Genomic DNA, 23,821 nt, shown 5'->3' with positions numbered 1-23,821 from the left:
TTTTTAATACTATAAATGTATAAAAAAGTATCTTTGCCTTTTAATATATAAAGATATGTTTTCAAAATTAGCTTATTCTGTTTTCGAACAAAGTATTAAAGATTATCATCAATTTGATAATGTAGATCAACCGATCAACAATCCTTTTCCAAAAGATAAATTCGAACATTTATTGTACTTAAAAAACTGGATTGACACAGTACAATGGCATTTTGAGGATATCATCAGAGATCCAAATATTGATCCTGTCGCTGCGTTGACACTAAAAAGAAGAATTGATGCTTCGAATCAGGAACGTACGGATATGGTAGAGTATATCGACAGTTATTTTTTGCAAAAATACAGCAATGTAAAAGTAAAAGAAAACGCAAAAATCAATTCAGAAAGTCCCGCTTGGGCATTCGATAGACTGTCAATTTTGGCATTGAAAATTTATCATATGCAGGAGGAAGCTACTCGTGCTGAAGCTTCACAGGAACACAGAGATAAATGTCAAGAGAAACTGAATATTTTATTGGAGCAAAGAACAGACTTGTCAACTGCTATCGATGATTTATTGAAAGATATTGAAAATGGAGATAAATTCATGAAGGTGTACAAACAAATGAAAATGTACAACGATGATGATTTGAATCCTGTTTTGTACCAAAACAAAAAGTAATTTTTGGCAGTTTAGAATTGTCAAAGAATAGTAAACATATAGCCGTCATGAGACTTTCCGCAATGGGAGATGTCGCCATGACGGTTCCTGTTTTACGTGCATTTGTAAAGCAGCACCCAGACATAAAAATCACGGTCATTTCCCGTCCTTTTTTTAAACCTTTTTTCGAAGACATCCCAAATGTTTCTTTTTTTGTTTTTGATGAAAAAGGAAGGCATAAAGGGTTTTTAGGTTTAATCGGATTATTCAAAGATTTAAAACGATTAAAAATCGATGCTTTTGCTGATTTACACAATGTTTTGCGTTCTAAAATTATCAGGACGCTTTTTGCTTTAAGCGGAAAAAAAGTGGCATCAGTTGATAAAGCGAGAGCAGAAAAAAGAGCCTTAACTCGAGCCGAAAATAAAATTTTTAAACCTTTGCCAAGCATTTTTGAAAGGCAGGTAAAAGTATTTTCAGCACTTGGTTTTACGGTTGACTTATCGCATCCTGTATTCCCTGAACGGGCAGATTTAGATCAGGAAATTTTAGAAGTAATAGGTGGGGTTCCGCTAGCTGTCGGAACAAAATTAATTGGAATTGCCCCTTTTGCGCAATACGATTCCAAAGTCTATCCATTAGATTTAATGACGGAAGTAATCAACCAATTATCAGAAAACCCAAAATATATAATAGTGCTTTTTGGTGGTGGAAAAAAGGAAATCGAGATCTTGGATTCACTTTCTTTAAATAAGAAGAACGTCATAAATGCTGCAGGGAAAATTAAATTTCAGCAGGAACTAAAACTCATCAGCAATCTGGATGTAATGCTTTCCATGGATTCAGGAAATGCCCATATTGCAGCCATGCTTGGTGTAAAAGTAATTACGCTTTGGGGGGCAACACATCCTTATGCAGGATTTTCACCATTCAATCAGCCTTTTGAAAATGCTTTAGTATCTGATAGAAACCAATTTCCTAAATTACCGACTTCGGTTTACGGAAATAAAAAAATAGAAGGATATGAAAACGCTATGCGGACGATTTCACCTGAGAAAATAGTTCTCAGTATTCAATCGCAGTTGGCAGAAGAATAATCCTGGTTCGCAAAAAATATAAGATATAAAAAAAGAGTTTGCTAGGCAAACTCTTATATACTGTAAACGGAGACTGATTACTTATTTAAACATCATCGTAATCAACAGAAATACTTTCCGAAGTAGGATGCGCCTGACAGGTTAAAATCAATCCATCAGCGATTTCTTTATCAGATAAAATGGAATTTTTCTTCATTTCTGCAGTTCCGGAAGTTACTCTGGCTAAACAACTGCTGCAAATTCCGCCTTGGCAGGAATAAGGAGCGTCAATGCCTTGTTTCAGTGCAGCATCAAGAATAGTTTGTTTTTGCGACATTTCGAAAGTGGTCTCCTCATCATCAACCATAATGGTGATTTTGGTATGGCCTTCTAATGATTTTTCGATTTTATGTTCTTTGGTAGAAGAAGAAAATAATTCAAATTTAATGGCTGATTCCTTCACGTTTTTTTCTTTCAAAACAGTAGAAACCGTATTGATCATTTCCTCAGGACCACATAAATAGAACTTGTCGAATTCAAGTGCCGCGTGTTTATTATTTAAAACAAAATTCACGATCGATTTATCTATTCGGCCGAACAAAGCATTTTCTGCTTTAGCTTGACTGAAAACATAATGTACAAAAAGGCGACCTACATATTGTAATTGTAAATCGTGCAATTCTTGGTAAAAAATGGTCTCCTCAGGAGATTTGTTTCCATAAACGAGTACAAAAGAACTTTTTGGTTCACTTTTTAAAACCGATTTCAGGATAGACAACGCTGGTGTGATTCCGCTACCGGCTACAAAAGCGACATAGTTTTTCTGTTTGTCTGCTTGTGGTTCGAATATAAATTTCCCTTCAGGTTTTCCTACTTCAAGGACATCACCTGCTTTTAGTTTGGTATTGGCAAACTGAGAAAAAACACCGTCTTTTACCGCTTTTACCGCAATTCGTAATTCACCGCTTTCCGGAGCCGAGCAAATTGAATAGGCACGACGTATTTCCTGACCGTCCAGTGTTAGTCTCAAATTGATATATTGACCCGCAATAAAAGTATAATTTGGTTTTAATTCTTCAGGCACATTAAAAAGTACAGAAACCGCATCTTTGGTTTCGCGTTTTACTTCTTTAATGATAAGTTTTAGGAATGAAGGCATGAGTTTATTTTTTTTACAAAAGTAGGAAATGGCAAATAAACCGTTCTAATTATTTAATAAATATTTTATTTTAATAGTAACATTTTCTTACTTTTAGCTACTAAACTGAGAATCTAACCTGGAATAATTATGTTTAAACGATTTATTTATCTGGAATGGAAGGCTTTTTTTCGTTCGGCTTCCTTCGCATCCAACTTGGCTTTGAAAATTCTAATCGCTTTTGTGGCTATTTATTTTACTTTAGTTTTTTTGGCATTAGGTGTTGGCGCATTTTATATCCTTAAAAAATTGAACCTGGATCCGATTGCAACGGTGAATAAATTCTTGATTTATTATTTTTTGATGGATCTGATTTTTCGTCTTCTTTTACAAAAGATTCCCGTGATGAATATCCGTCCATTATTGATTTTTCCAATCAAAAAATCGACCATAGTTCATTTTTCATTAGGGAAAACGGTCTTGTCGTTTTTTAATTTTGTTCATGCCTTTTTCTTTCTGCCGTTCAGTGTTGTTCTGATTTATGAAGGCTATGATGTATTCAGTGTAATTCTTTGGCACATTGCTATTTTCTCATTAGTGTACATCAACAATTTCCTGAACATTGTGTTGAGTAATAAAGACAATTTATTTGGAATTTTCATCACTGTTGTTGCTGTTTTGGGAGGATTACATTATTATCACTTTTTTGATATCACCAATTATAGCACACCGTTTTTTGATGGATTGTTCCATACCAAATGGGTTTTTAGTATTCCGGTTGTGGTATTAATTGGATTGTATTACGGTACATTCAATTATTTCAAGAGGAATTTATATCTGGATGCTGGACTTTCCATTAAAAAAGACATTGCAAAAACAGAGAACCTGACCTGGTTGAATCAATTCGGAAGTTTGGGAACATTTCTTAAAAACGACATTAAACTTATCAAAAGAAACAAACGTTCTAAAACAACTATTGGAATGAGTGTGATGTTTCTTTTTTATGGTTTAATTTTCTTCTCCAATGGAATCGAAGTTTATAACAATCCTGTGATGCACATTTTTGCAGGAATTTTTGTGTCGGGAGGTTTTCTGATCACTTTCGGGCAATTTGTACCCAGTTGGGATAGTGCTTATTACTCTTTAATGATGACCCAAAATATTCCGTACAAGGGGTATCTAAATTCAAAATGGTGGTTAATGATTATCGGAACCGTTATTTCAACAATTTTGGCATCCTTCTATTTGTATTTTGGATGGCAGGTTTATCTGACCATTGTTGTTGGTGCGATTTATAATATTGGGATCAATTCCCATTTGGTATTACTTGGTGGAGCTTACACTAAAACACCAATAGATTTGGATTCAGGAAAAGGCGCTTTTGGCGATAAAAAAGCATTCAATGTAAAAACGATGTTGGTTTCGCTTCCACAATTAGGATTGCCGGTTCTATTGTATTGGCTGGGTTCTTATCTGGCTAATGCCAATGTTGGACTGGCGTTGGTTGCTGCCGCCGGAGTAGTGGGTTTTGCGTTGAGAGGCCCTGTGTTTTCATTGATTGAAAAAATCTATAAAACGGAAAAATACGCCACTATTAGTGCTTACAAACAAAAGGGTTAACGAGCAATTTTCTGGAGAGAAAAGTCCAAGACAATTAACCAAAAATATCAAATAACCGAATAAATCTTTTAAAATGATACAAGTAAATAATCTGACAAAAAAATACAACGCAACCACAGTTTTAAATATAGAAACGCTTGAAATTCCAAAAGGTCAAAGTTTTGGATTAGTTGGAAATAATGGTGCTGGGAAAACCACTTTTTTTAGTTTATTATTAGATTTAATCCAGCCTTCAACAGGGAATATTATCAATAACGATGTACAGGTAAATACCAGTGAAAATTGGAAACCTTTTACTGCTTCTTTTCTTGACGAAAGCTTTTTGATTGGCTATTTAACTCCTGAAGAATATTTTTATTTCATAGGTGATTTACGTGGACAGAATAAGGCAGATATTGATGCTTTATTAGCGAAGCACGATGAGTTTTTCAATGGCGAAATTCTAAAAAACAAAAAATATTTACGCGATCTGTCCAAAGGGAATCAGAAGAAAGTGGGAATCATCGCAACCTTAATCGGAAATCCTGAAGTAGTAATTCTGGACGAACCCTTTGCAAATCTTGATCCAACAACGGTAAATCGACTCAAGAAAATTATAAAAGAATTAGCTGAAAATCCTGATGTTACTGTGTTGGTTTCCAGTCATGATTTGCAGCATACAGTTGAAGTATGCAACAGAATTGTGGCGCTAAATAAAGGGGAAGTGGTTAAGGATATTCAAACATCAGAAGAGACGCTGCAAGAGCTCGAAGCGTTTTTTGCGGTTTAAATTTCGATATTTCAAAAAGAAACGTATTTTTACAAGTGATTATACTAAAACCTTTTTTTAGAAGTTAAAGGATAAAAACGTTTCCCATTGAAAATCAACACATTTAAATACCTATATATTTTAATTTTCCTGTTTTTTTTGATAGCTTGTTCTACCAAAAAGGATACTTTTTTGGCTAGAAATTCCCATGCTTTAAGTACAGAATATAACATTTTGTACAATGGTCAAATTGGATTGGATAAAGGAATTGCAGGAATAAAAGCCAATACTATTGATAATTTCTGGAAGCGTTTGCCAATAGAAAGAATGCTGATAACTGACGATTTCTCTCCAGAAGGAAAACCTAAAAATACTGATTTTGAATTGGCAGAAACCAAAGCTACAAAGGCCATTCAAAAACATTCGATGAACATCGGTGGATACGAAAAAAACAGTCAGATTGACGAGGCTTATTTATTACTTGGGAAAGCCCGCTATTACGACCAAAGATTTATCCCGGCATTAGACGCATTCAATTACATTTTATACAAATACCCAAACAGCAGTAATATTTATACCGCTAAAATTTGGCGTGAAAAAACCAACATGCGTTTAGGGAATGATGCGCTGGTGATTAAAAACATCAACAAGCTTTTGAAAGATCAGGATCTTAAAGATCAGGTTTATGCAGATGCCAATGCGCTTTTATCGGAAGCGTTTTTGAATCTTGAAGAAAAAGATAGTGCGATTACCAAATTAAAAATTGCCGAAGACTTCACCAAAGTCAATGCTGAAAGAGTCAGATATCGTTTTGTATTAGGGCAGTTGTATCAGGAATTGAATAAGAGAGACAGTGCCATTTATTTTTATCAATCGGTTATTGATATGAACAGAAAGGCCGAAAGAAAATATGTTATTCAGGCTTATGCCAAAAAAGCACAATTGTTCGATTATGAAAATGGGGATAAGGAAGCCTTTGTAGAAAGGTATAACAAACTTGTCGAGGACAGGGAAAACAGACCTTTTTTGGATGTTATTTATCATGAGATGGGAGTGTTTTATGATAAATATAACGACCAGGAATTAGCGATGGAATTTTACAACGCATCTTTAAAAACAGATTCAAAAGATCCGTATTTGAATGCCTCAAATTATCGAAATCTAGGGAATATGTATTTTAGGAATACAGATTATTCAACAGCAGCAAAGTATTATGACAGTACTTTGGTGAAGTTGGATGTAAAAACCAGAGAGTATGCCCACATTCAAAAAACAAGAAAAAATTTAGATGAAGTCATAAAATATGAAGCTATTGCCAAAAGAAATGATAGTATTTTAAAAGTAGTTTCGCTTTCCGACATCGACCGAATGGCTTATTTTGAAAATTACATAGATACCTTAAAAAAAGTCGATGAAACCAAGAGAATTTTGGAAGAAAAACAAAAAGAAACTCTTGCAAATATAGAAAGGAACAGTAAGTCCGGTTCATCAGTTCCGGAATTTGATGATGGGTCCGGAAAACCAAAAAAATCATCGTTTGCTCCTCCGTCGGGGAATGATGCTTCTGTAAATGAAAGCGGAAGTATTTTCTATTTTTACAATCCTAAAACTGTCGAATTTGGTAAATTAGAGTTCAAGAAAATCTATGGCAACAGAACTTTGTCCGGAAACTGGAGATTTTCAGGTGATGAATTGAACAAAAAAGAAAACGACACTCTAATTAGTAGCGAAGCATTAACGGAGAATGCAATATCCCAACAAGACACCATAATTGAAAAATACACTACGGATTTTTATCTAAAACAACTTCCTACAACCCAAACAGCCATTGACAGTATCGGCAAAGAAAGAAATTTTGCTTATTACCAACTGGGGATTATTTATAAGGAGAAATTCAAAGAATATCAGTTAGCCAGTACAAAACTTGAGCAATTATTACAGCAAAATCCCGAAGAGAAACTCATTCTTCCTGCCATGTATAATTTGTTCAAAATTTATCAAATCACTGATGTTGCCAAAGCGGAGGAAATGAAAAACAGGATTTCCACCCAATACCCAAATTCCCGTTACGCACAGATTATAAATAAAACAGGTTCGAATGATATCTCGGCAAACGAAACACCGGAGATGGCCTACAATAAATTGTATAAATTATACCAGGAAGAACAGTTTGTTACAGTCTTGGAAAAATCAGAAGAGCTGATTAATCAATACCCAGGGGATGAAATAGTTTCAAAATTCGAATTGCTCAAAGCCAATGCAATAGCAAAACTTCAAGGACTGACAGCCTACAAAAACGCATTGCAGGGAGTTGCGGATAATTATCCTAATAGTGAAGAGGGGAAAAGTGCTCAAGAAATTTTAAACACCCAAATTCCGTTTTTAGAGCAAATGAATTTCAACACGACGGACACGAAGAATTGGAAAATCCTATATAAAATTTCCGCCAAGGACGATAAAAGAGCTAAGGAAATTGAAGAAAAAGTGAAGAAGTTTAATGAGATTGAAAATCTTTACAAATTATCATGTTCCTTTGATAATTACAATGATAAAGAAAAATTCGTGACAGTACATGGATTAAAATCAGAATCTTATGCCAAAGATATTGCATTGGCAATGAAAGAAAATAAAAAATACAGTATCACAGAACCGGCGATTGTAATATCCAATGAAAACTATAAGGTAATACAAATCAAGAAAAATTTGGATGTATATCTGGCATCAAAAAACCAATAAATATGTTTGATAAAAAAACAAAATCATACACCGATTTGTTAGGTAAAACCAACAGGATCGTAGAAGGAACCATTATAAAAGGAGACATCCATTCATTGGCTGATTTTAGGTTGGATGGAGAATTGATAGGAAATTTTCAATCCAATGGGAAGATAGTTATTGGTCCTGCCGGCAGTGTTACGGGCGATATTGTTTGTAAAAATGCTGATATTGAAGGAAAGTTTAACGGAAAGATACAAGTTACCGAAATTCTGAATGTAAAATCGAAAGCTAGTATTCATGGAGAAGTTGCGGTGGGCAGATTATCGGTAGAACCGGGTGCGGACTTTAGCGCTTCCTGTATCATGAATACCAACGCAAAAAATTTAATACCTAACGATGGAGAACAAGCCAAACAAAAATCAGTTTAATAAATGGCTTGCCCTGATTAATATTCCCATTCAGATGGGGGCAATCATTTTTCTTTTTGCCTATTTTGGAAATTGGTTAGATGAGAACCATCCAAGCCCCAAAGTATATTACAACAAAATATTAATTATGGTTGGTGTGGTCTTAGCCTTGTATAATGTTATCAGGCAAGTAAATGAAATCAATAGATCTTCCTAAATTTTCCGTCCGGACGATATTGAATAAAGTACATAAAAAAACCAAGCGTCTTTCAGCCTTTCGGCAACAAATAAACACAATGAATTTAAAAAATTACCAACCACTTTTATACATCTTATTTTTTTCCGGAGGAGCTTATATACTTCACAAAATGTTTTTTTCTGTTCTCAAAATAGAGGAGGAGCATTTTTATTATTCTTTAGAAACATTGTATTTGCTGTTTTTCGCTTTGTCAATTATCATCATGTTTATAATACTAAAAGTGAAGGAAAGAAGCTTTGATAATGTAGGTATGTCATTTCTTTTGGCAACCAGTATCAAATTGATACTATCTGGTATTATTTTAAAACCGTTGTTACAGCTTTCAAATCAAATTGATACGATACAAAAAAAGAATTTTTTCGCAATTTTCATTCTTTTTTTGGCGATAGAAACAATCCTGACAATACGCTTATTAAATAAAAAGAAATAGGCAGATAAAATAGGAATGCAAAGTTTCAAAAATAAATTTTTTATATTCTTTTGAATATTAATAAAAAATGTACCTTTGCACCAAATTTCAGAAACGTAATAAATTAAGATATTTAACTGTTATGGTGATTTCAAACAAACCACTTAGATTTATATTAGCGAGTTTAGTAGCATGTCTTCCTTTAATTAGTTTTGCAAACCCCACTGAGGACACTGCAAAAGTTGTAACAGAAGTTGCTCATGAGGTAACTGAAAACGGGCAAGGAGAAGCTCATGCAGAGCCAACAGATCTAAAATCTAAAATTAAGGAATTCATAAATCATCACCTTTTAGATTCTCATGATTTTACCATTTCTGCAAATGAAGAAACGGGTGAGCATTATGGTTTTTCTTTACCAATTATTCTTTGGGATAATGGTTTGCAAGTTTTTTCTTCTTCAAAATTTCACCATGGTGAAGCGGTTGCAGAACACAACGGAAATTTCTACAAATTACACCACGAAAAAATATACAAGACAGATGCTGCTGGAACTTTAACAGAAGAGCATGGTCACCCAACTAATGTTAGACCATTGGATCTTTCTATTACAAAAAGTGTGGTTGGTATTTTAGGTGTGGCAATTTTAATGTTTCTTTTATTTAGAGGCTTGGCAAAATCATATACTAAGAATAATGGTATTGCTTCTGGAGCAGGACGATTCTTTGAACCTCTTGTATTATATGTAAGAGATGAGATTGCTATTCCAAACATCGGGGAGAAGAATTATAAAAAATACATGAGTTATTTGTTGACTATATTTTTCTTCATATTGTTCTTGAATATTTTAGGCTTAATTCCACTAGGATTCAATGTTACAGGTAATATTGCAATAACTGCTTCATTGGCCTTGTTAACTTATTTGATCACTACATTCTCAGCAAATAAAAATTATTGGGGACACATTTTCTGGATGCCGGGAGTGCCAACACCAATGAAATTCATTTTGGCTCCAATCGAATTATTGGGAACAATCATCAAACCATTTTCATTAATGATTCGTTTGTACGCAAATATGGTTGCGGGTCACGTAGTTTTAATGAGTATCATTGGTTTAATGTTCATCTTTAAAAGTTGGATCGGAAGTACATTGTCATTCGGATTGGCTTTTGCACTTTCTATCTTAGAAATATTGGTTGCGTTTTTACAAGCGTATATTTTCACAATGTTATCTGCACTTTATTTCGGAGCAGGAAACGAAGAGCATCATCACGACGAAGCTCATCATTAAGATTGCTTTAAGCAATAAGCTATAGACAACATGCTGCAAAGTACAAAGCCTATCGCCTAAAGTATAAAGCCAAAAACAAATGTTTAATTTTTAATATATATATTATGCAAATTCCAGAAATTGTAGGATCAGGATTAATTGTAATCGGAGCAGGTTTAGGTATTGGTAGAATCGGTGGTTCAGCAATGGACGCTATCGCTCGTCAACCAGAAGCTTCAGGAAAAATCCAAACAGCTATGCTTATCGCAGCTGCCCTTATTGAAGGTATTGGTTTCGCGGCTTTATTCGCTTAATTAAAACTAAAAGACAATAGTTGCAACGGTTGGTTGCGACTATTGTTTTTAAAATTAAAACATTACAAATTGCTGTTTTAGTAGCAATTAAAAAAGATTCATAATTTAAAATTTATAATTATATATAATGGATAAGTTAATAAATGATTTTTCGTTTGGTTTGTTTATTTGGCAAGTATTAATATTTGTTGGATTAATATTCTTATTAAAAAAATTCGCTTGGAAACCAATTCTTGATGCGGTTAATGACAGAGAAGAAGGAATTAAAAATGCATTGGAATCTGCTGAAAATGCTAGAAAAGAAATGCAAAATTTACAAGCAGACAACCAACGTATTTTACAGGAAGCTAGATTAGAGCGTGACACCATGCTTAAAGAGGCTCGTGAAATAAAAGATAAAATGGTTGCTGATGCAAAAAATGAAGCACAAGCTCAAGGTCAAAAAATGATTGACCAGGCCAAAACTGCAATCGAAAGCGAAAAAAATGCCGCTATGGCTGAATTGAAATTACAAGTTTCAACTTTGTCATTGAGTATTGCTGAAAAATTATTGAAAGATGAATTATCTAACAAAGAAGCTCAAACTAAATTGGTTGAGAAAATGTTAGGTGACGTTAAATTGAACTAATCATGGCAAGTACTAGAGCAGCAGTTCGTTATGCGCAAGCAATTTTAGATTTATCGAATTCAAAAGCGGTATCTGAAGTTGTAAATAATGACATGAAATTGATTGCTTCGACTATTAATGGTAATTTGGAATTGAATACTTTTATTCAAAACCCAACCGTAAAAGTAGAAGTAAAAGAAAAAGCACTTTTAGAAGTTTTTGCTACTGTTGATAATGTAACTAAAGGTTTGCTTCATTTGTTATTTGAAAACAAAAGATTTGAAATCCTTGAGGTTATAGCGTTAGAGTATAGTAAATTATTCGATGTTATGATAGGGGTGGAAGTGGCAAAAGTAACTACAGCTATCGCTATGGATGCTGCGCTTGAAGCTAAAGTTTTAGCTAAAATCGCAACGCTTTCAGACAAGAAAATCACAATAGAAAATACGGTAGATCCTGCCATTATCGGGGGATTTATTTTAAGAATAGGTGACAAGCAATACAATGCTTCAGTTGCCAACAGATTACAAATATTAAAGAGAGAGTTAAGTAATTAGTTTTATTACACATTTAAGTGTCTAAATTATAAATTAAGATGGCGGAAATCAAACCTGCTGAAATTTCAGCAATATTAAGAAAGCAAGTCGAAGGTTTTGAATCTGGTGCTACGCTAGAGGAAGTAGGAACAGTACTTCAAGTTGGAGATGGTATTGCTCTTATTTATGGGCTTTCAAATGTTCAATACGGAGAGTTAGTAGAATTCGAGAATGGTCTTGAAGCGATTGTATTGAATCTTGAACAAGATAATGTTGGGGTGGTACTTTTAGGACCTTCAACAGGAATCAAAGAAGGATCTACTGCAAAAAGAACACAACGTATTGCTTCCCTTAAAACAGGTGAAGGAATGGTAGGTCGTGTAGTAAACACTCTTGGTTTTCCAATTGATGGAAAAGGGCCAATCAGTGGAGAACTATATGAAATGCCATTAGAAAGAAAAGCTCCTGGAGTTATTTTCCGTCAACCAGTTACTGAGCCATTACAAACAGGAGTAAAAGCAGTAGATGCTATGATCCCGGTTGGTCGTGGACAACGTGAGTTGGTTATTGGTGACCGTCAAACAGGTAAATCAACTGTTTGTATTGACACTATCTTAAATCAAAAAGAATTTTATGATGCAGGAAAACCTGTATTTTGTATTTATGTAGCTATCGGGCAAAAAGCTTCGACTGTTGCTGCAATTGCAAAAATGTTAGAAGAAAAAGGAGCAATGGCATATACTGTTATTGTTGCTGCAAATGCTTCTGACCCAGCTCCAATGCAAGTTTATGCTCCTTTCGCAGGTGCTGCAATCGGAGAATATTTTAGAGATTCAGGTCGTCCAGCTTTAATTGTTTATGATGATTTATCTAAACAAGCGGTGGCATATCGTGAGGTTTCTCTTTTGTTAAGAAGACCACCGGGACGTGAAGCATATCCTGGAGACGTTTTCTACCTTCACAGTAGATTATTAGAACGTGCTTGTAAAGTAATTGCTGATGATGGAATTGCAAAAAACATGAACGATTTGCCGGATGCATTAAAAGGTATCGTTAAAGGTGGTGGTTCATTAACTGCTTTGCCAATTATCGAAACTCAAGCGGGTGACGTTTCTGCATATATCCCAACAAACGTAATCTCGATTACAGATGGTCAAATTTTCTTGGATGGAGATTTGTTTAACTCTGGAGTTCGTCCAGCTATTAACGTAGGTATTTCTGTATCTCGTGTAGGAGGTAATGCTCAGATTAAATCAATGAAAAAAGTGGCGGGTACTTTAAAATTAGACCAAGCACAATTCCGTGAATTGGAAGCGTTTGCTAAATTTGGTTCTGATTTGGATGCGGTTACTTTAAATGTAATTGAAAAAGGTAAGAGAAACGTTGAAATCTTGAAACAAGGTTTGAATGATCCTTATACTGTAGAAGATCAGGTTGCAATTATCTATGCTGGATCAAAAAATTTATTGAGAAGTGTTCCTGTTAATAAAGTAAAAGAATTCGAGAAAGATTTCTTGGAATTCTTGAACAACAAACACAGAGCAACTCTTGATGCTTTGAAAGCAGGAAAATTAACTGACGAAATTACAGATGTAATTGAGAATGTAGCAAAAGAAATTTCAGCGAAATATAACTAATTAGGTTTCTTGGTATTGGGTTTTAGGTTTTAGTCCTAACACCCAATACTCGATACCCAATACCATAATAAAATGGCAAATTTAAAGGAAATCCGTAATAGAATTACTTCCATTTCATCGACGATGCAAATTACATCGGCAATGAAAATGGTTTCTGCAGCAAAGCTAAAGAAAGCACAAGATGCAATCACGGCAATGCGCCCTTATGCCGAAAAATTAACGGAATTATTGCAAAATCTTTCTGCCACTCTTGATGGTGATGTAGGAGGAGATTTTACTACACAGAGAGAAATCAAAAAAGTATTGGTGGTTGCCATAACTTCAAACAGAGGTTTGTGTGGTGCTTTCAATTCAAATGTAATTAAAGAAGTTAAAAACCGTTCTGATTTTTATGCAGGAAAGCAAGTGGACGTTTTTGCCATTGGTAAAAAAGGAAATGATATTCTTTCTAAAACACTTTCAGTAGTGGACAATCAAAGTACTGTTTTTGATCATTTAACTTTTGATAATGTGGCTGCAATTGCAGAAACATTGACTCAAAAATTTGTTACAGGTGAGTATGATAAAATTGAATTGGTGTACAATCAATTTAAAAATGCAGCGACTCAAATTGTACAGGTGGAGCAATTTTTGCCATTGGCACCAATAAAATCTGATAAACCGGCTTCTACTGGAGATTACATTTTTGAGCCTTCAAAAGAAGAAATCGTGTTGACTTTGATTCCAAAATCATTAAAAACACAATTGTTCAAAGGAATTAGAGATTCATTTGCATCTGAGCATGGAGCGCGTATGACTGCGATGCACAAAGCAACAGATAACGCGACTGAATTGCGTGACCAATTAAAACTGACTTACAACAAAGCGCGTCAGGCATCTATTACAAGTGAGATTCTTGAAATCGTTGGTGGAGCAGAAGCTTTGAAAGGATAGAAAAAACTCTGTCAAGATATATTTAAAAGAGCCGATATTAGTCGGCTCTTTTTTGTTTAAGAAAGTAGATTTATATTGTTTTTAGTTATTTTCGCTCTCATTCTCTGAAGTTTGCATCGTTAGTGCTGCTCCAATGTCTCTGTCTTCGATATTTCGAGTGGGCGAAAAATATATTCAAGGTATTGATTGCCATTTAATGGTACTTAATGGCAAATTTTGTGAAAATACTGTAGTAACTAGAGTGGAGAAGAACATTAATTTGTAACTAAGGAATTAGTTTGAAGGATAAATTAGAATATGTATTTAAATGATAGAATAGTGGTTTTAATTTTTGGTTTAGGTTTGTTAATTGCAGGCTATTTTCTGTATAGTAAGGAGAAGAAAAAGCCCAATGTAAAATTGAATTCATTTTTAGGATATAAATTTTTTAAACATTATGGCATAATCTTAATGTTTTTTGGAATATTTTTATCTTTCATAGCAATTCATTCAATGATTTATAGATAGATTTTCTTACCGCTCAGGTGCTCGTTAAATGTCATTAAGTTAAAGAATAATCAACACGATTTGTCATTCCGACGGAGGAGGAATCTCAACAAACGTGAGCAAGAAATTGAGATTCCTTCTTCGTCGGAATTATAAAGATAAACTTACTATTTAAAAACCTAAATCCAAAAATAAATTTTCAATATGGCAATCAAAACTACCAAACTTTTGCTAAAACAAATTGTTCGACGGTTTAGTCTTTTAAGATGAGTTCGTAAAGTCAAATTTTTCCTCTCAATATGATTTGTGCTAAAACGTTTTACAGAATGTAATTTCTCATCAATCAGATATCTATAGTTTTTTAATCTGTCGGTAAATATCTTTTTAGCTTCTGATAATTTTAAAGTATCCAGAACACGACTTAATGTTTTATTTGTTCGTTTGCCAATATTAAAGCTTACAACATTTTTTGAATTCTTTTCCAGAGCATAAACCAGCCAGATAAAATTTCTTTTATGTCTGATATAGGTACACATTTCATCGACTTCATAAGTTTTTCCTTTACTGATAATCGGCTGATGAATGTTTCTGGCAATTGATATAATTCTTTTCAATAATGTTGTAGTTGAAATTTTTAGTATTCTCGCAGTACGTCTTATTCCTAAACCTTCTTTGGTAAACAAAATTATCTCTTGATTAATATTCCTTATGTATGCATTATACCTATAGTCGGACTGTTGTCTCTTTTGACAGACGCAGCATTTATATCGTTGATTTCCGTTAGATTGAAATCCATTCTTTATGCATTTACCATTGCAAAAATTACATTTTATTTTCATGACCTAATTTGATACACTAAGTACAACAAAAGCCTTTTAAGGCTTTTTAAAAGAATAAAAACAGAAGAGACAACCAGCTGGTCGTCTCTTTTACTATTCAAAAAGTACAGATTTATATTCTTTTTCAGTTAGTTACATTGCTATTTTATAAAAACACCTAATCTGATACATTACCGATAATTGGTTTGGTAATATTTCGGGCGATAAAAACGATTCTTTTTAATAATGTTGTCGTTGATATTTTCAATATTCTTGCCGTACTTCTTATTGCCAAACCTTCTTTAGTTAATTGAATAATATTCTGGGTTATACCTCCTTTATAAGCCAGATATGCATAATTTTCAACTCTAGTTTTCCCGCATGCTCTGCAAATATATCTTTGATTACCAGACTTTGTCTTTCCATACTTTATCATCTTTCGAATATAACCAACACATCTCTAACACCTAGTCTGGTTTGACTCCATTTTTTTCGATTTAAGGCATTATAAAATAAAAAAACAGCCCAAAAAGGCTGTTTTAATTTTTATGCGATATTAATATAAATATCTGATTTTCTGTAAATGTTAGATGCAATAATTAACCACCAACACATCTGATACATTACCCAAAAGTATTATCTGAAAAGCAGTGCAAATATTTATTCTATTTCAATATATTAAAGATATGAAATCGCATATCACTAACTCTGAAACACTACCATTACCTTACCAAAATGCTTGGTAAATTAAAGTACATCGAATCATATGATTTATCTTTTAAACAATTTTTCAAAAATTCTAAGTTACTTTCATCATATTCTATCAATTCAATTATAAAATCTAAATAATTCATTTTATGAGTTATTCTAAACAATATTAAACTAGCTAATAATTGTTCATTTTGATGATATATTTTGGTGTCTCTGATATGTTCTAAATTTTTCACAATCATATCAACATATAATAATTTTATATTTAAACTTAAATATTGTAAACAAGCTAATACTATAAAATCATTATCTATTTCTTCGATTATTGTAAGCTCTAGAATTTTTCTATAATTTAAATCGAGTCCGAAATCTGTAGCAAAATAGATCAAATCTGAAACAAAATCTAAATTTTCATTATCTAAATGAGAATTAGTAAAATTTTCTATTTGTGAAAAATCCTCTTTATCAAAAAGTGAATATTCAGAGAAAAAAAATGCAACTAATTCTTTTTCATCGAGATTTAAAATAAATTCAATTTCATCAAAAGAAAGCTTTATTTTATCATCACAGAGTTTCTTAATAATATTATAGGCTTCTATGAATGGAAGATTCACTATGCTTTTTAATTTTATATTCATTATTTTTTGTCTTTACTTTGTCTTGAACTTCTTTGTCCAGTATTTTTTTCGTGCCTTTTTAATTTTTGCAAATCAGAACTAGATGCTGTACCAGCTGCTTTTTTAGCTCTTATTGATTGTAATTCATCATCTTGTAATTTCCCATTATTATTTCCTCTTTGACTCATTGAATCGTAATGCCCAATAGTCGTTGCATCGTCATTATTTACTGTTATACCAAACTCAGAAACATAATAAATAAGCATTCCTAAAGCAATTAAGTCTGCAGGACCAGGCGCAGGGGAGTCAACTTGAGAAACAAGAAGTGCAGCAGCTAATAATTCATTACCATCCTTTTTTTTGTCTTCTGTTTTTTTCTTTTTATCATCTTCTTTTTTCTTCTCCTCCTCCTTCTTTTTTTCCTCTTTTTTCTTCTCTTCTTCTTTCTTTTTATCTTCTTTTTTCTTCTCTTCCTCCTTCTTTTTTTCCTTGTCTTTGTCTATTTCATCTTCTGCACCAAGTCCTAAAAAATCAGTATATCTAATAGGGTTATTATTTGCGTAAAGGTAAGGTGATTGATTATTGAATTTTTCCCCCCAAGGATCGATCACAATAAATCTACCAATTGCAGGATCATAATTTCTTGCTCCGTAGTCGTACATATTGAGCCCCAGCTCGTCTTGCAGCTCTTTTCCGTTGTACTTATACTTATAACCCGTAGGGGCGTAACTATTATATCCTTGATGTTTCAAGCCAAAAGGATAATAATTGTTTTCTTCTAAAATTTCAGAACTTGCAATTGAACCATCTTTATTATCATCGCTGTAGCTTAATCTAATGTTTCCTAGATGATCGGTATAATTAAATACATAGCTGTAAGTGTTTACACTACTCACAACGGTATTCTTTACATAGCCCTCGGCAGTTGGAAAATATTGCAAAGACCAACTTCCTAAATTTGGCTTGGTATACTGATAACCGCCTAAATAGTTAGTGTTCGTAACGGCAGTGCCTTGGGTTACTATTTTTTCTAATTTTTGTCCTGTTGCGTTGTAAATATACTCAATAGTCCCTGTTGAACCAAATGTGATTTTGGTGGGTAAGTTCAAATGATTATAACGTATTTCGGTAATGTTTTTATTTTTATCCGTTATTAAATTACCGTTTGCATCATAGGTATAATCATCTCCGGTTTTGTTGCCATCAATAAATCCTTCGGCATTATTACCGCTTGGACTGTCGGTTACTTTAGTGAGTTGGTTAGGACTGTTGGTATTGCCATAATCATAAATCAGGTCATCTATCTGAAATACCTGAGTCGGAGCATCGCTGGTACCATATCGCTGTAACAATATAATATTACCGTTTTTGTCATAGGTTAGACTTTCGTTGTAGGCACCTGAGACTGGAATAGCATCACCTGGTTTTTGATAAATAGCATTTTTTAATCGGTTTAAATCGTCATAAACGTAGCCATACTTTCTAATAGGAGTGTCCGTCCTCCAATACGTTTCAGCAATGTTACCATTATACAATGGTTTTACATTGGGTACTGTTCCGGCTATTTCATTATAATTTAGTTTAAACGAAAACAAATCTTTTGGATCACCTGCAATTTGCAAATTATTAACATCGTTAATGTTTTTTAGCCAACCACGGATATTATAGGTATAATTCACTTTTTGCAAAGGTGTGGCAAGTGTATTACCTACTTTTTTACTGATCAGTTGCCCCAATTCATCATAAGTGTTGTCTGCTAGAAGTTGTATAGCACCTCCATTAATCTGATGGGTAGTCTTAAGCAAACGATCTTGTGGCGAATAAGCAGATTCTTCTTTTACAACAAGTTCTGTGTCACCGGAGATACGCTTGTGTTTTGTTAGCGTATATTGCAGTTGTCCCGAAAATGAATCCAGTTTACTATCGGTATTGGTATAACCGCCCAAATAGTTGGTTACCGCACTACGGATAAGTCTGGCTTTGGCATCATAAAAAGTAGTAGCTGTTTCTCCTGCTGTCGACGATGGTGTGGTTACTGCTCTTGTCCAAGATCCTGTGGCAAGTGTTTTAGTGTTTGTCAAAATATTTTGCCCTTCTACAGTTGTAGGAACAGTGGGAGCATTTGGAAACAAATAATTGTCATAGTAATTGACTGTAAGGAGCTTAAAGCTAGTTGGGGAAATCGTATTACTGTAATTAACCGGAATACCATCTATGGTGCCTGAGGTTTGCTTTGTTTCGAAAAGTAATGTAGCATTATTTTGCGCGACTTGTAAAGTATTCCTATTTGAGCTATTAGAGATTAAATTGTTCCATCCTGTATAAATAGGCCTGCCAAAAGCATCATATTTGGTAATTATCCAGCCCACAGCGGTATCGTCTTTGAAAGGTGATTTGGCAGGACCTGTAGCTACAGGTCTGTCAAGTCTGTCATAAACAATAAACTCCCATTGCTTACCTGGCAATTTCTTTTCGGCAAGACGGTTGCGATTATCATATTTGTATTGGTAACACAAACCATCTAATTGGGCTATAGGATTAGTTACCAATGGTGGGATTACATAAGTTAGATTCCCATAGATATCATAAACATAATAAGTATCGTGTTTTTCACCAGCATTGTACGTTCTTTTTAAAATAACTTGTCCTTCCTTGTTTTTGAATTCTACTGTAGCTCCTGCAGATTCTGTAGGACTTGCCGCAGTATTCTCATCATAGGTAATGGTTTTGTATAATTGATTATCCCCATAAGTCCCATTATCAGAAAAGGCAATAGTATAAAGACCTGATCCTGCATCCCATGTTGCAGTGGCCTTATATAGTTTTACAGCATCAGTGGCACTATTCGACTGGTATTCCATTTTTATCTCATGGCCCGAATCCATGATCCATTCATTTCCGGGAGCCGCCTGTTTTAATACTCTATTTAGTGGTGAGTATTCTAATTTTTTTTGAGAAAAAGGGTTATCAGTATTATCGTACTGACTTGTTTTGTAAAATGTTAAGGTATTAGCAAGCGCATTTTCATCATACGCCATATTAGTTGATGAGGCCTTAAAAGGTAAATAATCATGTGTTTGTCTTCCAAAATCATCATATTCTATATGCGTTATTATATCCTTTCCTGATGCCGATTGCTGGTTAGCGATTTGTTGCATAGGTCGACCGAGTCCATCAAAATAAGTAATATTAATTTTGGCCTTATCAGGTGTTGGTGCTATAAATTCAGTTGATGTTGGTTTCTTATAGACTTTGGTAATAATATAGTTATGATCAAGTGAAGGAGTTGCTAAACTTGAACAGTCAGAACTTGTACCCATAGCCGAAGGACAGTTATCAGTATTGTCACGGATATAATTACCTCCGGGGTTTGTACATTGTTGCACAAAATTGGAAGGATCACCAAGACCATCTGCATCATTATCAGCATACCATTTTGTGTTAGGGTTCAGAGTAGCATCACTATCATTACAATCGGTGCTATTGGTTACATATCCGGTCGGTTTTGCACTATAGGAAACGGTTACAGATGAAGTTCCAAAAGTATCGGCATCAGCATCTCTATAAAATGTTTGAGGGGCAATGTTGGTGATGTTTACAGTAGTGTCGTTATAATCACTTGAATTACGAACATACCCCGGTGGCTGTGCACATTGTACAAGAGTAGGTGAACTGACCCCAAAACCATCCCCGTCAGCATCCCGATACCAAACGGTATTAGGATTTAAACTAGCATCACCATCATTACAATCGGCGCTATTGGTTACATATCCGGTTGGTTTTACACTATAGTAAACTGTTGTACCTGTAGTTCCAAAAGTATCGGCATCAGCATCTCTATAAAAAGTTTGTGGGGCTATATTGGTGATATTTACTGTAGTGTCATTATAATCACTGGAATTGCGGACATATCCTGCTGGCTGTGTGCATTGTGTAAGAGTCGTTGTACTGATTCCGAAAGTATCCCCATCTGCATCCCGATACCAAACAGTGTTCGGATTTAGAGTAGCATCACTATCATTACAGTCGGTGCTATTGGTTACATATCCTGCCGGTTTTACACTATAATAAACCGTCGTACTGGCAGTTCCAAAAGTATCCGCATCAGCATCTCTATAAAAAGTTTGCGGGGCAATGTTGGTGATGTTGACGGTAGTGTCATTATAATCACTTGAATTACGGACATAACCTGCCGGTTGGGCACATTGTGTAAGCGTCGTTGTACTGATTCCGAAAGTATCTCCATCTGCATCGCGATACCAAACAGTATTAGGATTTAAAGTAGCGTCACCATCATTACAGTCGGTGCTATTGGTTACATATCCTGCGGGTTTTACACTGTAGTAAACTGTTGTACCTGAAGTTCCAAAAGTATCGGCATCGGCATCTCTATAAAAAGTTTGCGGGGCAATGTTGGTGATGTTTACAGTAGTGTCATTATAATCACTTGAATTACGAACATAACCTGCCGGTTGGGTACATTGGACAAGGGTAGGCGAGCTGACACCAAAACCATCACCGTCAACATCCCGATACCAAACAGTGTTAGGATTTAGAGTAGCATCACCATCATTACAGTCGGTGCTATTGGTTACATATCCTGCTGGTTTTACACTATAGTAAACTGTTGTACTGGAAGTTCCAAAAGTATCCGCATCAGCATCTCTATAAAAAGTTTGTGGGGCTATATTGGTGATGTTTACAGTAGTGTCATTATAATCACTCGAATTACGGACATAACCTGCCGGTTGAGCACATTGAGTTAGCGTCGTTGTGCTGATTCCGAAAGTATCTCCATCTGCATCCCGATACCAAACAGTGTTAGGATTTAGAGTAGCATCACCATCATTGCAGTCGGTGCTATTGGTTACATATCCTGCTGGTTTTACACTGTAGTAAACTGTTGTACCGGAAGTTCCAAAAGTATCCGCATCGGCATCTCTATAAAAAGTTTGGGGGGCAATGTTGGTGATATTTACCGTCGTGTCGTTATAATCAGTTGCATTCCGGACATAACCTGCCGGTTGGGTACATTGGACAAGGGTAGGCGAGCTAACCCCAAAACCATCTCCATCCACATCGCGGTACCAAACAGTATTAGGGTTTAAAGTAACATCACTATCATTACAATCTGTTGAATTGCGGACATAACCTGCTGGTTGGGCGCATTGGGTCAATGAGGTGTTGATATTTCCAAAGGTGTCTCCATCAGCATCTCGATACCATTTAGTGCTAGGATTAAGGGAAGCATCGCTATCGTTACAGTCCGTTGAATTACGAACATAACCTGCCGGTTGGGTACATTGGATAAGGGTAGGCGAGCTGACACCAAAACCATCACCGTCAACATCCCGATACCAAACAGTGTTAGGATTTAGAGTAGCATCACCATCATTACAGTCGGTGCCATTGGTTACATATCCTGCTGGTTTTACACTATAGTAAACTGTTGTACTGGAAGTTCCAAAAGTATCCGCATCAGCATCTCTATAAAAAGTTTGTGGGGCTATATTGGTGATGTTTACAGTAGTGTCATTATAATCACTCGAATTACGGACATAACCTGCCGGTTGGGTACATTGAGTTAGCGTCGTTGTGCTGATTCCGAAAGTATCTCCATCCGCATCCCGATACCAAACGGTATTAGGGTTGAGAGTAGCGTCACCATCATTACAGTCGGTGCTATTGGTTACATATCCTGCGGGTTTTACACTGTAGTAAACTGTTGTACCTGAAGTTCCAAAAGTATCACCATCGGCATCTCTATAAAAAGTTTGTGGAGCAATGTTGGTTATGTTGACGGTAGAATCGTCATAATCACTTGCATTACGGACATAACCTGTTGGCTTGATACATTGAGTGAATGTAGGTGAATTGACCCCAAAACCATCACCGTCAATATCCCGGTACCAAACGGTGTTCGGATTTAGAGTTGCATCACTATCATTACAGTCGGTGCTATTGGTAGCATATCCAATTGGTTTTACACTATAGTACACCGTCGTACTTGTAGTTCCAAAAGTATCACCATCGGCATCTCTATAAAAAGTTTGCGGGGCAATGTTGGTGATGTTTACCGTAGTGTCATTATAGTCACTTGCATTCCGGACATAGCCGGCCGGTTGTGTACATTGGACAAGGGTAGGTGAGCTTACCCCAAAACCATCACCGTCAACATCCCGATACCAAACGGTGTTAGGGTTGAGAGTAGCGTCACTATCATTACAATCGGTGCTATTGGTTACATATCCTGCTGGTTTTACACTATAATAAACTGTTGTAGCAGCAGTTCCAAAAGTATCCGCATCAGCATCTCTATAAAAAGTTTGCGGGGCAATGTTGGTGATGTTGACGGTAGTGTCATTATAATCACTTGAATTCCGGACATACCCGGCTGGTTGTGTGCATTGTGTCAGTGAGGTGGTACTAATTCCAAAAGTATCTCCGTCAGCATCCCGATACCATTTGGTATTAGGATTTAAAGTGGCATCATTATCATTACAGTCGGTGTTATTGGTAACATATCCAGGAGGTTTCAGAGTATAAAACACGCTTATGTTTGGATTACCAAAAGTGTCTGTATCAGCATCTCTATAAAAATATTGAGTAGGGGCAATGTTGGTGATGTAAGGTGTAGTATCGTCTAAATCAGATTGATTCGCCACATAACCACTAGGTTTAGTATCTGCGTAAACAAATTCATTAGGGTTACCAAAACCATCAAGGTCTCTATCAATATTCCATTTGTAACAATAAGTACAACCTTCTTCTGGCGGGGCAGACATTGTCGTAATTTTCGCTGTTGTTTTTTTTTGAGCATAACCCAATGAAACGATCATCACTAAAACTAAACTACTTATAATTTTCTTCATGGCTTCTA

The 23,821-nt window shown here is 35.0% G+C and carries 17 protein-coding genes and 1 pseudogene; 13 read left to right on the top strand and 5 right to left on the bottom strand.

Features of this window, described 5'->3' with window-relative positions:
- The first annotated feature begins 55 nt into the window (after window positions 1-55).
- Both ABEB23_RS08035 and ABEB23_RS08030 read left to right on the top strand, forming a co-directional pair.
- On the top strand, window positions 56-661 hold the full coding sequence (locus tag ABEB23_RS08035) for a DUF4254 domain-containing protein (protein WP_348812025.1): 606 nt from the start codon (window positions 56-58) through the stop codon (window positions 659-661).
- A 47-nt stretch (window positions 662-708) separates the two neighbouring features.
- Window positions 709-1,737: a glycosyltransferase family 9 protein gene (locus tag ABEB23_RS08030; RefSeq protein ID WP_348812023.1), complete on the top strand. Its 1,029-nt coding sequence runs from the start codon at window positions 709-711 to the stop codon at window positions 1,735-1,737.
- Window positions 1,738-1,822: 85 nt separating this feature from the next.
- On the opposite strand, the gene ABEB23_RS08025 is transcribed toward ABEB23_RS08030, so the two are convergent.
- Complete coding sequence (locus ABEB23_RS08025; protein WP_348812022.1) at window positions 1,823-2,875, bottom strand: 2Fe-2S iron-sulfur cluster-binding protein; 1,053 nt, start codon at window positions 2,873-2,875, stop codon at window positions 1,823-1,825.
- Between the two features lie 129 nt (window positions 2,876-3,004).
- Here ABEB23_RS08025 and ABEB23_RS08020 point away from each other — a divergent pair, with 129 nt between their 5' ends.
- The 11 genes from ABEB23_RS08020 to atpG all read left to right on the top strand — a co-directional run bounded on the left by ABEB23_RS08020 (window position 3,005) and on the right by atpG (window position 14,309).
- Window positions 3,005-4,474 carry a DUF5687 family protein gene (locus tag ABEB23_RS08020; protein ID WP_348812021.1) on the top strand — a complete coding sequence of 490 codons (1,470 nt, stop codon included), beginning with the start codon at window positions 3,005-3,007 and terminating at the stop codon, window positions 4,472-4,474.
- A gap of 73 nt (window positions 4,475-4,547) precedes the next feature.
- Entirely contained in the window at window positions 4,548-5,243 is a 696-nt protein-coding gene (locus ABEB23_RS08015; RefSeq protein ID WP_348812019.1) for an ABC transporter ATP-binding protein, read from the top strand.
- Between the two features lie 87 nt (window positions 5,244-5,330).
- Window positions 5,331-7,958 (top strand): type IX secretion system periplasmic lipoprotein PorW/SprE, encoded by a 2,628-nt coding sequence (gene porW / locus ABEB23_RS08010; RefSeq protein WP_438861672.1) that lies wholly within the window; start codon window positions 5,331-5,333, stop codon window positions 7,956-7,958.
- A gap of 2 nt (window positions 7,959-7,960) precedes the next feature.
- On the top strand, window positions 7,961-8,368 hold the full coding sequence (locus tag ABEB23_RS08005) for a bactofilin family protein (RefSeq protein ID WP_348812016.1): 408 nt from the start codon (window positions 7,961-7,963) through the stop codon (window positions 8,366-8,368).
- Window positions 8,337-8,564 (top strand): AtpZ/AtpI family protein, encoded by a 228-nt coding sequence (locus tag ABEB23_RS08000; RefSeq protein ID WP_348812015.1) that lies wholly within the window; start codon window positions 8,337-8,339, stop codon window positions 8,562-8,564. The genes ABEB23_RS08005 and ABEB23_RS08000 overlap by 32 nt, the downstream gene beginning before the upstream one ends.
- Before the next feature lie 593 nt (window positions 8,565-9,157).
- Window positions 9,158-10,303 carry a F0F1 ATP synthase subunit A gene (gene atpB / locus ABEB23_RS07995; RefSeq protein ID WP_348812329.1) on the top strand — a complete coding sequence of 382 codons (1,146 nt, stop codon included), beginning with the start codon at window positions 9,158-9,160 and terminating at the stop codon, window positions 10,301-10,303.
- A 104-nt stretch (window positions 10,304-10,407) separates the two neighbouring features.
- Window positions 10,408-10,596, top strand: coding sequence for an ATP synthase F0 subunit C (gene atpE / locus ABEB23_RS07990; protein ID WP_024980572.1), 189 nt, complete (start codon window positions 10,408-10,410; stop codon window positions 10,594-10,596).
- Window positions 10,597-10,723: 127 nt separating this feature from the next.
- Complete coding sequence (locus ABEB23_RS07985) at window positions 10,724-11,224, top strand: F0F1 ATP synthase subunit B (RefSeq protein WP_348812014.1); 501 nt, start codon at window positions 10,724-10,726, stop codon at window positions 11,222-11,224.
- Window positions 11,225-11,226: 2 nt separating this feature from the next.
- Window positions 11,227-11,760, top strand: a complete 534-nt coding sequence (gene atpH, locus ABEB23_RS07980; RefSeq protein ID WP_348812013.1) for an ATP synthase F1 subunit delta — start codon at window positions 11,227-11,229, stop codon at window positions 11,758-11,760.
- A gap of 38 nt (window positions 11,761-11,798) precedes the next feature.
- Window positions 11,799-13,376: a F0F1 ATP synthase subunit alpha gene (atpA, locus tag ABEB23_RS07975; RefSeq protein WP_348812012.1), complete on the top strand. Its 1,578-nt coding sequence runs from the start codon at window positions 11,799-11,801 to the stop codon at window positions 13,374-13,376.
- 72 nt (window positions 13,377-13,448) lie between these two features.
- The gene (gene atpG / locus ABEB23_RS07970; protein WP_348812011.1) at window positions 13,449-14,309 is read left to right on the top strand and encodes an ATP synthase F1 subunit gamma; all 861 of its coding nucleotides are present in this window, start codon (window positions 13,449-13,451) and stop codon (window positions 14,307-14,309) included.
- Between the two features lie 665 nt (window positions 14,310-14,974).
- On the opposite strand, the gene ABEB23_RS07965 is transcribed toward atpG, so the two are convergent.
- The 4 genes and pseudogenes from ABEB23_RS07965 to ABEB23_RS07950 all read right to left on the bottom strand — a co-directional run bounded on the left by ABEB23_RS07965 (window position 14,975) and on the right by ABEB23_RS07950 (window position 23,813).
- Window positions 14,975-15,634 carry an IS1 family transposase gene (locus tag ABEB23_RS07965; RefSeq protein ID WP_348812009.1) on the bottom strand — a complete coding sequence of 220 codons (660 nt, stop codon included), beginning with the start codon at window positions 15,632-15,634 and terminating at the stop codon, window positions 14,975-14,977.
- Window positions 15,635-15,809: 175 nt separating this feature from the next.
- Window positions 15,810-16,049 (bottom strand): annotated as a pseudogene (locus ABEB23_RS07960) (IS1/IS1595 family N-terminal zinc-binding domain-containing protein); the annotation flags it as partial.
- 286 nt (window positions 16,050-16,335) lie between these two features.
- Window positions 16,336-16,962, bottom strand: a complete 627-nt coding sequence (locus tag ABEB23_RS07955; RefSeq protein WP_348812007.1) for a hypothetical protein — start codon at window positions 16,960-16,962, stop codon at window positions 16,336-16,338.
- Window positions 16,962-23,813 carry a DUF6443 domain-containing protein gene (locus ABEB23_RS07950; protein ID WP_348812006.1) on the bottom strand — a complete coding sequence of 2,284 codons (6,852 nt, stop codon included), beginning with the start codon at window positions 23,811-23,813 and terminating at the stop codon, window positions 16,962-16,964. Before ABEB23_RS07950 ends, ABEB23_RS07955 begins: the two co-directional genes overlap by 1 nt.
- Window positions 23,814-23,821 lie beyond the last annotated feature (8 nt).

Origin of the sequence: Flavobacterium maritimum, assembly GCF_040049085.1 — a bacterium.
Lineage (GTDB): Bacteria > Bacteroidota > Bacteroidia > Flavobacteriales > Flavobacteriaceae > Flavobacterium > Flavobacterium maritimum.
This window is presented reverse-complemented; position numbering and strand designations above follow the sequence as displayed.

Coding starts and splice junctions, on each gene's coding strand:
- ABEB23_RS08035 (WP_348812025.1), top strand. CDS start 56: ATGTTTTCAAAATTAGCTTATTCTGTTTTCGAACAAAGTATTAAAGAT.
- ABEB23_RS08030 (WP_348812023.1), top strand. CDS start 709: ATGAGACTTTCCGCAATGGGAGATGTCGCCATGACGGTTCCTGTTTTA.
- ABEB23_RS08025 (WP_348812022.1), bottom strand. CDS start 2,875: ATGCCTTCATTCCTAAAACTTATCATTAAAGAAGTAAAACGCGAAACC.
- ABEB23_RS08020 (WP_348812021.1), top strand. CDS start 3,005: ATGTTTAAACGATTTATTTATCTGGAATGGAAGGCTTTTTTTCGTTCG.
- ABEB23_RS08015 (WP_348812019.1), top strand. CDS start 4,548: ATGATACAAGTAAATAATCTGACAAAAAAATACAACGCAACCACAGTT.
- ABEB23_RS08005 (WP_348812016.1), top strand. CDS start 7,961: ATGTTTGATAAAAAAACAAAATCATACACCGATTTGTTAGGTAAAACC.
- ABEB23_RS08000 (WP_348812015.1), top strand. CDS start 8,337: ATGGAGAACAAGCCAAACAAAAATCAGTTTAATAAATGGCTTGCCCTG.
- atpB (WP_348812329.1), top strand. CDS start 9,158: ATGGTGATTTCAAACAAACCACTTAGATTTATATTAGCGAGTTTAGTA.
- atpE (WP_024980572.1), top strand. CDS start 10,408: ATGCAAATTCCAGAAATTGTAGGATCAGGATTAATTGTAATCGGAGCA.
- ABEB23_RS07985 (WP_348812014.1), top strand. CDS start 10,724: ATGGATAAGTTAATAAATGATTTTTCGTTTGGTTTGTTTATTTGGCAA.
- atpH (WP_348812013.1), top strand. CDS start 11,227: ATGGCAAGTACTAGAGCAGCAGTTCGTTATGCGCAAGCAATTTTAGAT.
- atpA (WP_348812012.1), top strand. CDS start 11,799: ATGGCGGAAATCAAACCTGCTGAAATTTCAGCAATATTAAGAAAGCAA.
- atpG (WP_348812011.1), top strand. CDS start 13,449: ATGGCAAATTTAAAGGAAATCCGTAATAGAATTACTTCCATTTCATCG.
- ABEB23_RS07965 (WP_348812009.1), bottom strand. CDS start 15,634: ATGAAAATAAAATGTAATTTTTGCAATGGTAAATGCATAAAGAATGGA.
- ABEB23_RS07955 (WP_348812007.1), bottom strand. CDS start 16,962: ATGAATATAAAATTAAAAAGCATAGTGAATCTTCCATTCATAGAAGCC.
- ABEB23_RS07950 (WP_348812006.1), bottom strand. CDS start 23,813: ATGAAGAAAATTATAAGTAGTTTAGTTTTAGTGATGATCGTTTCATTG.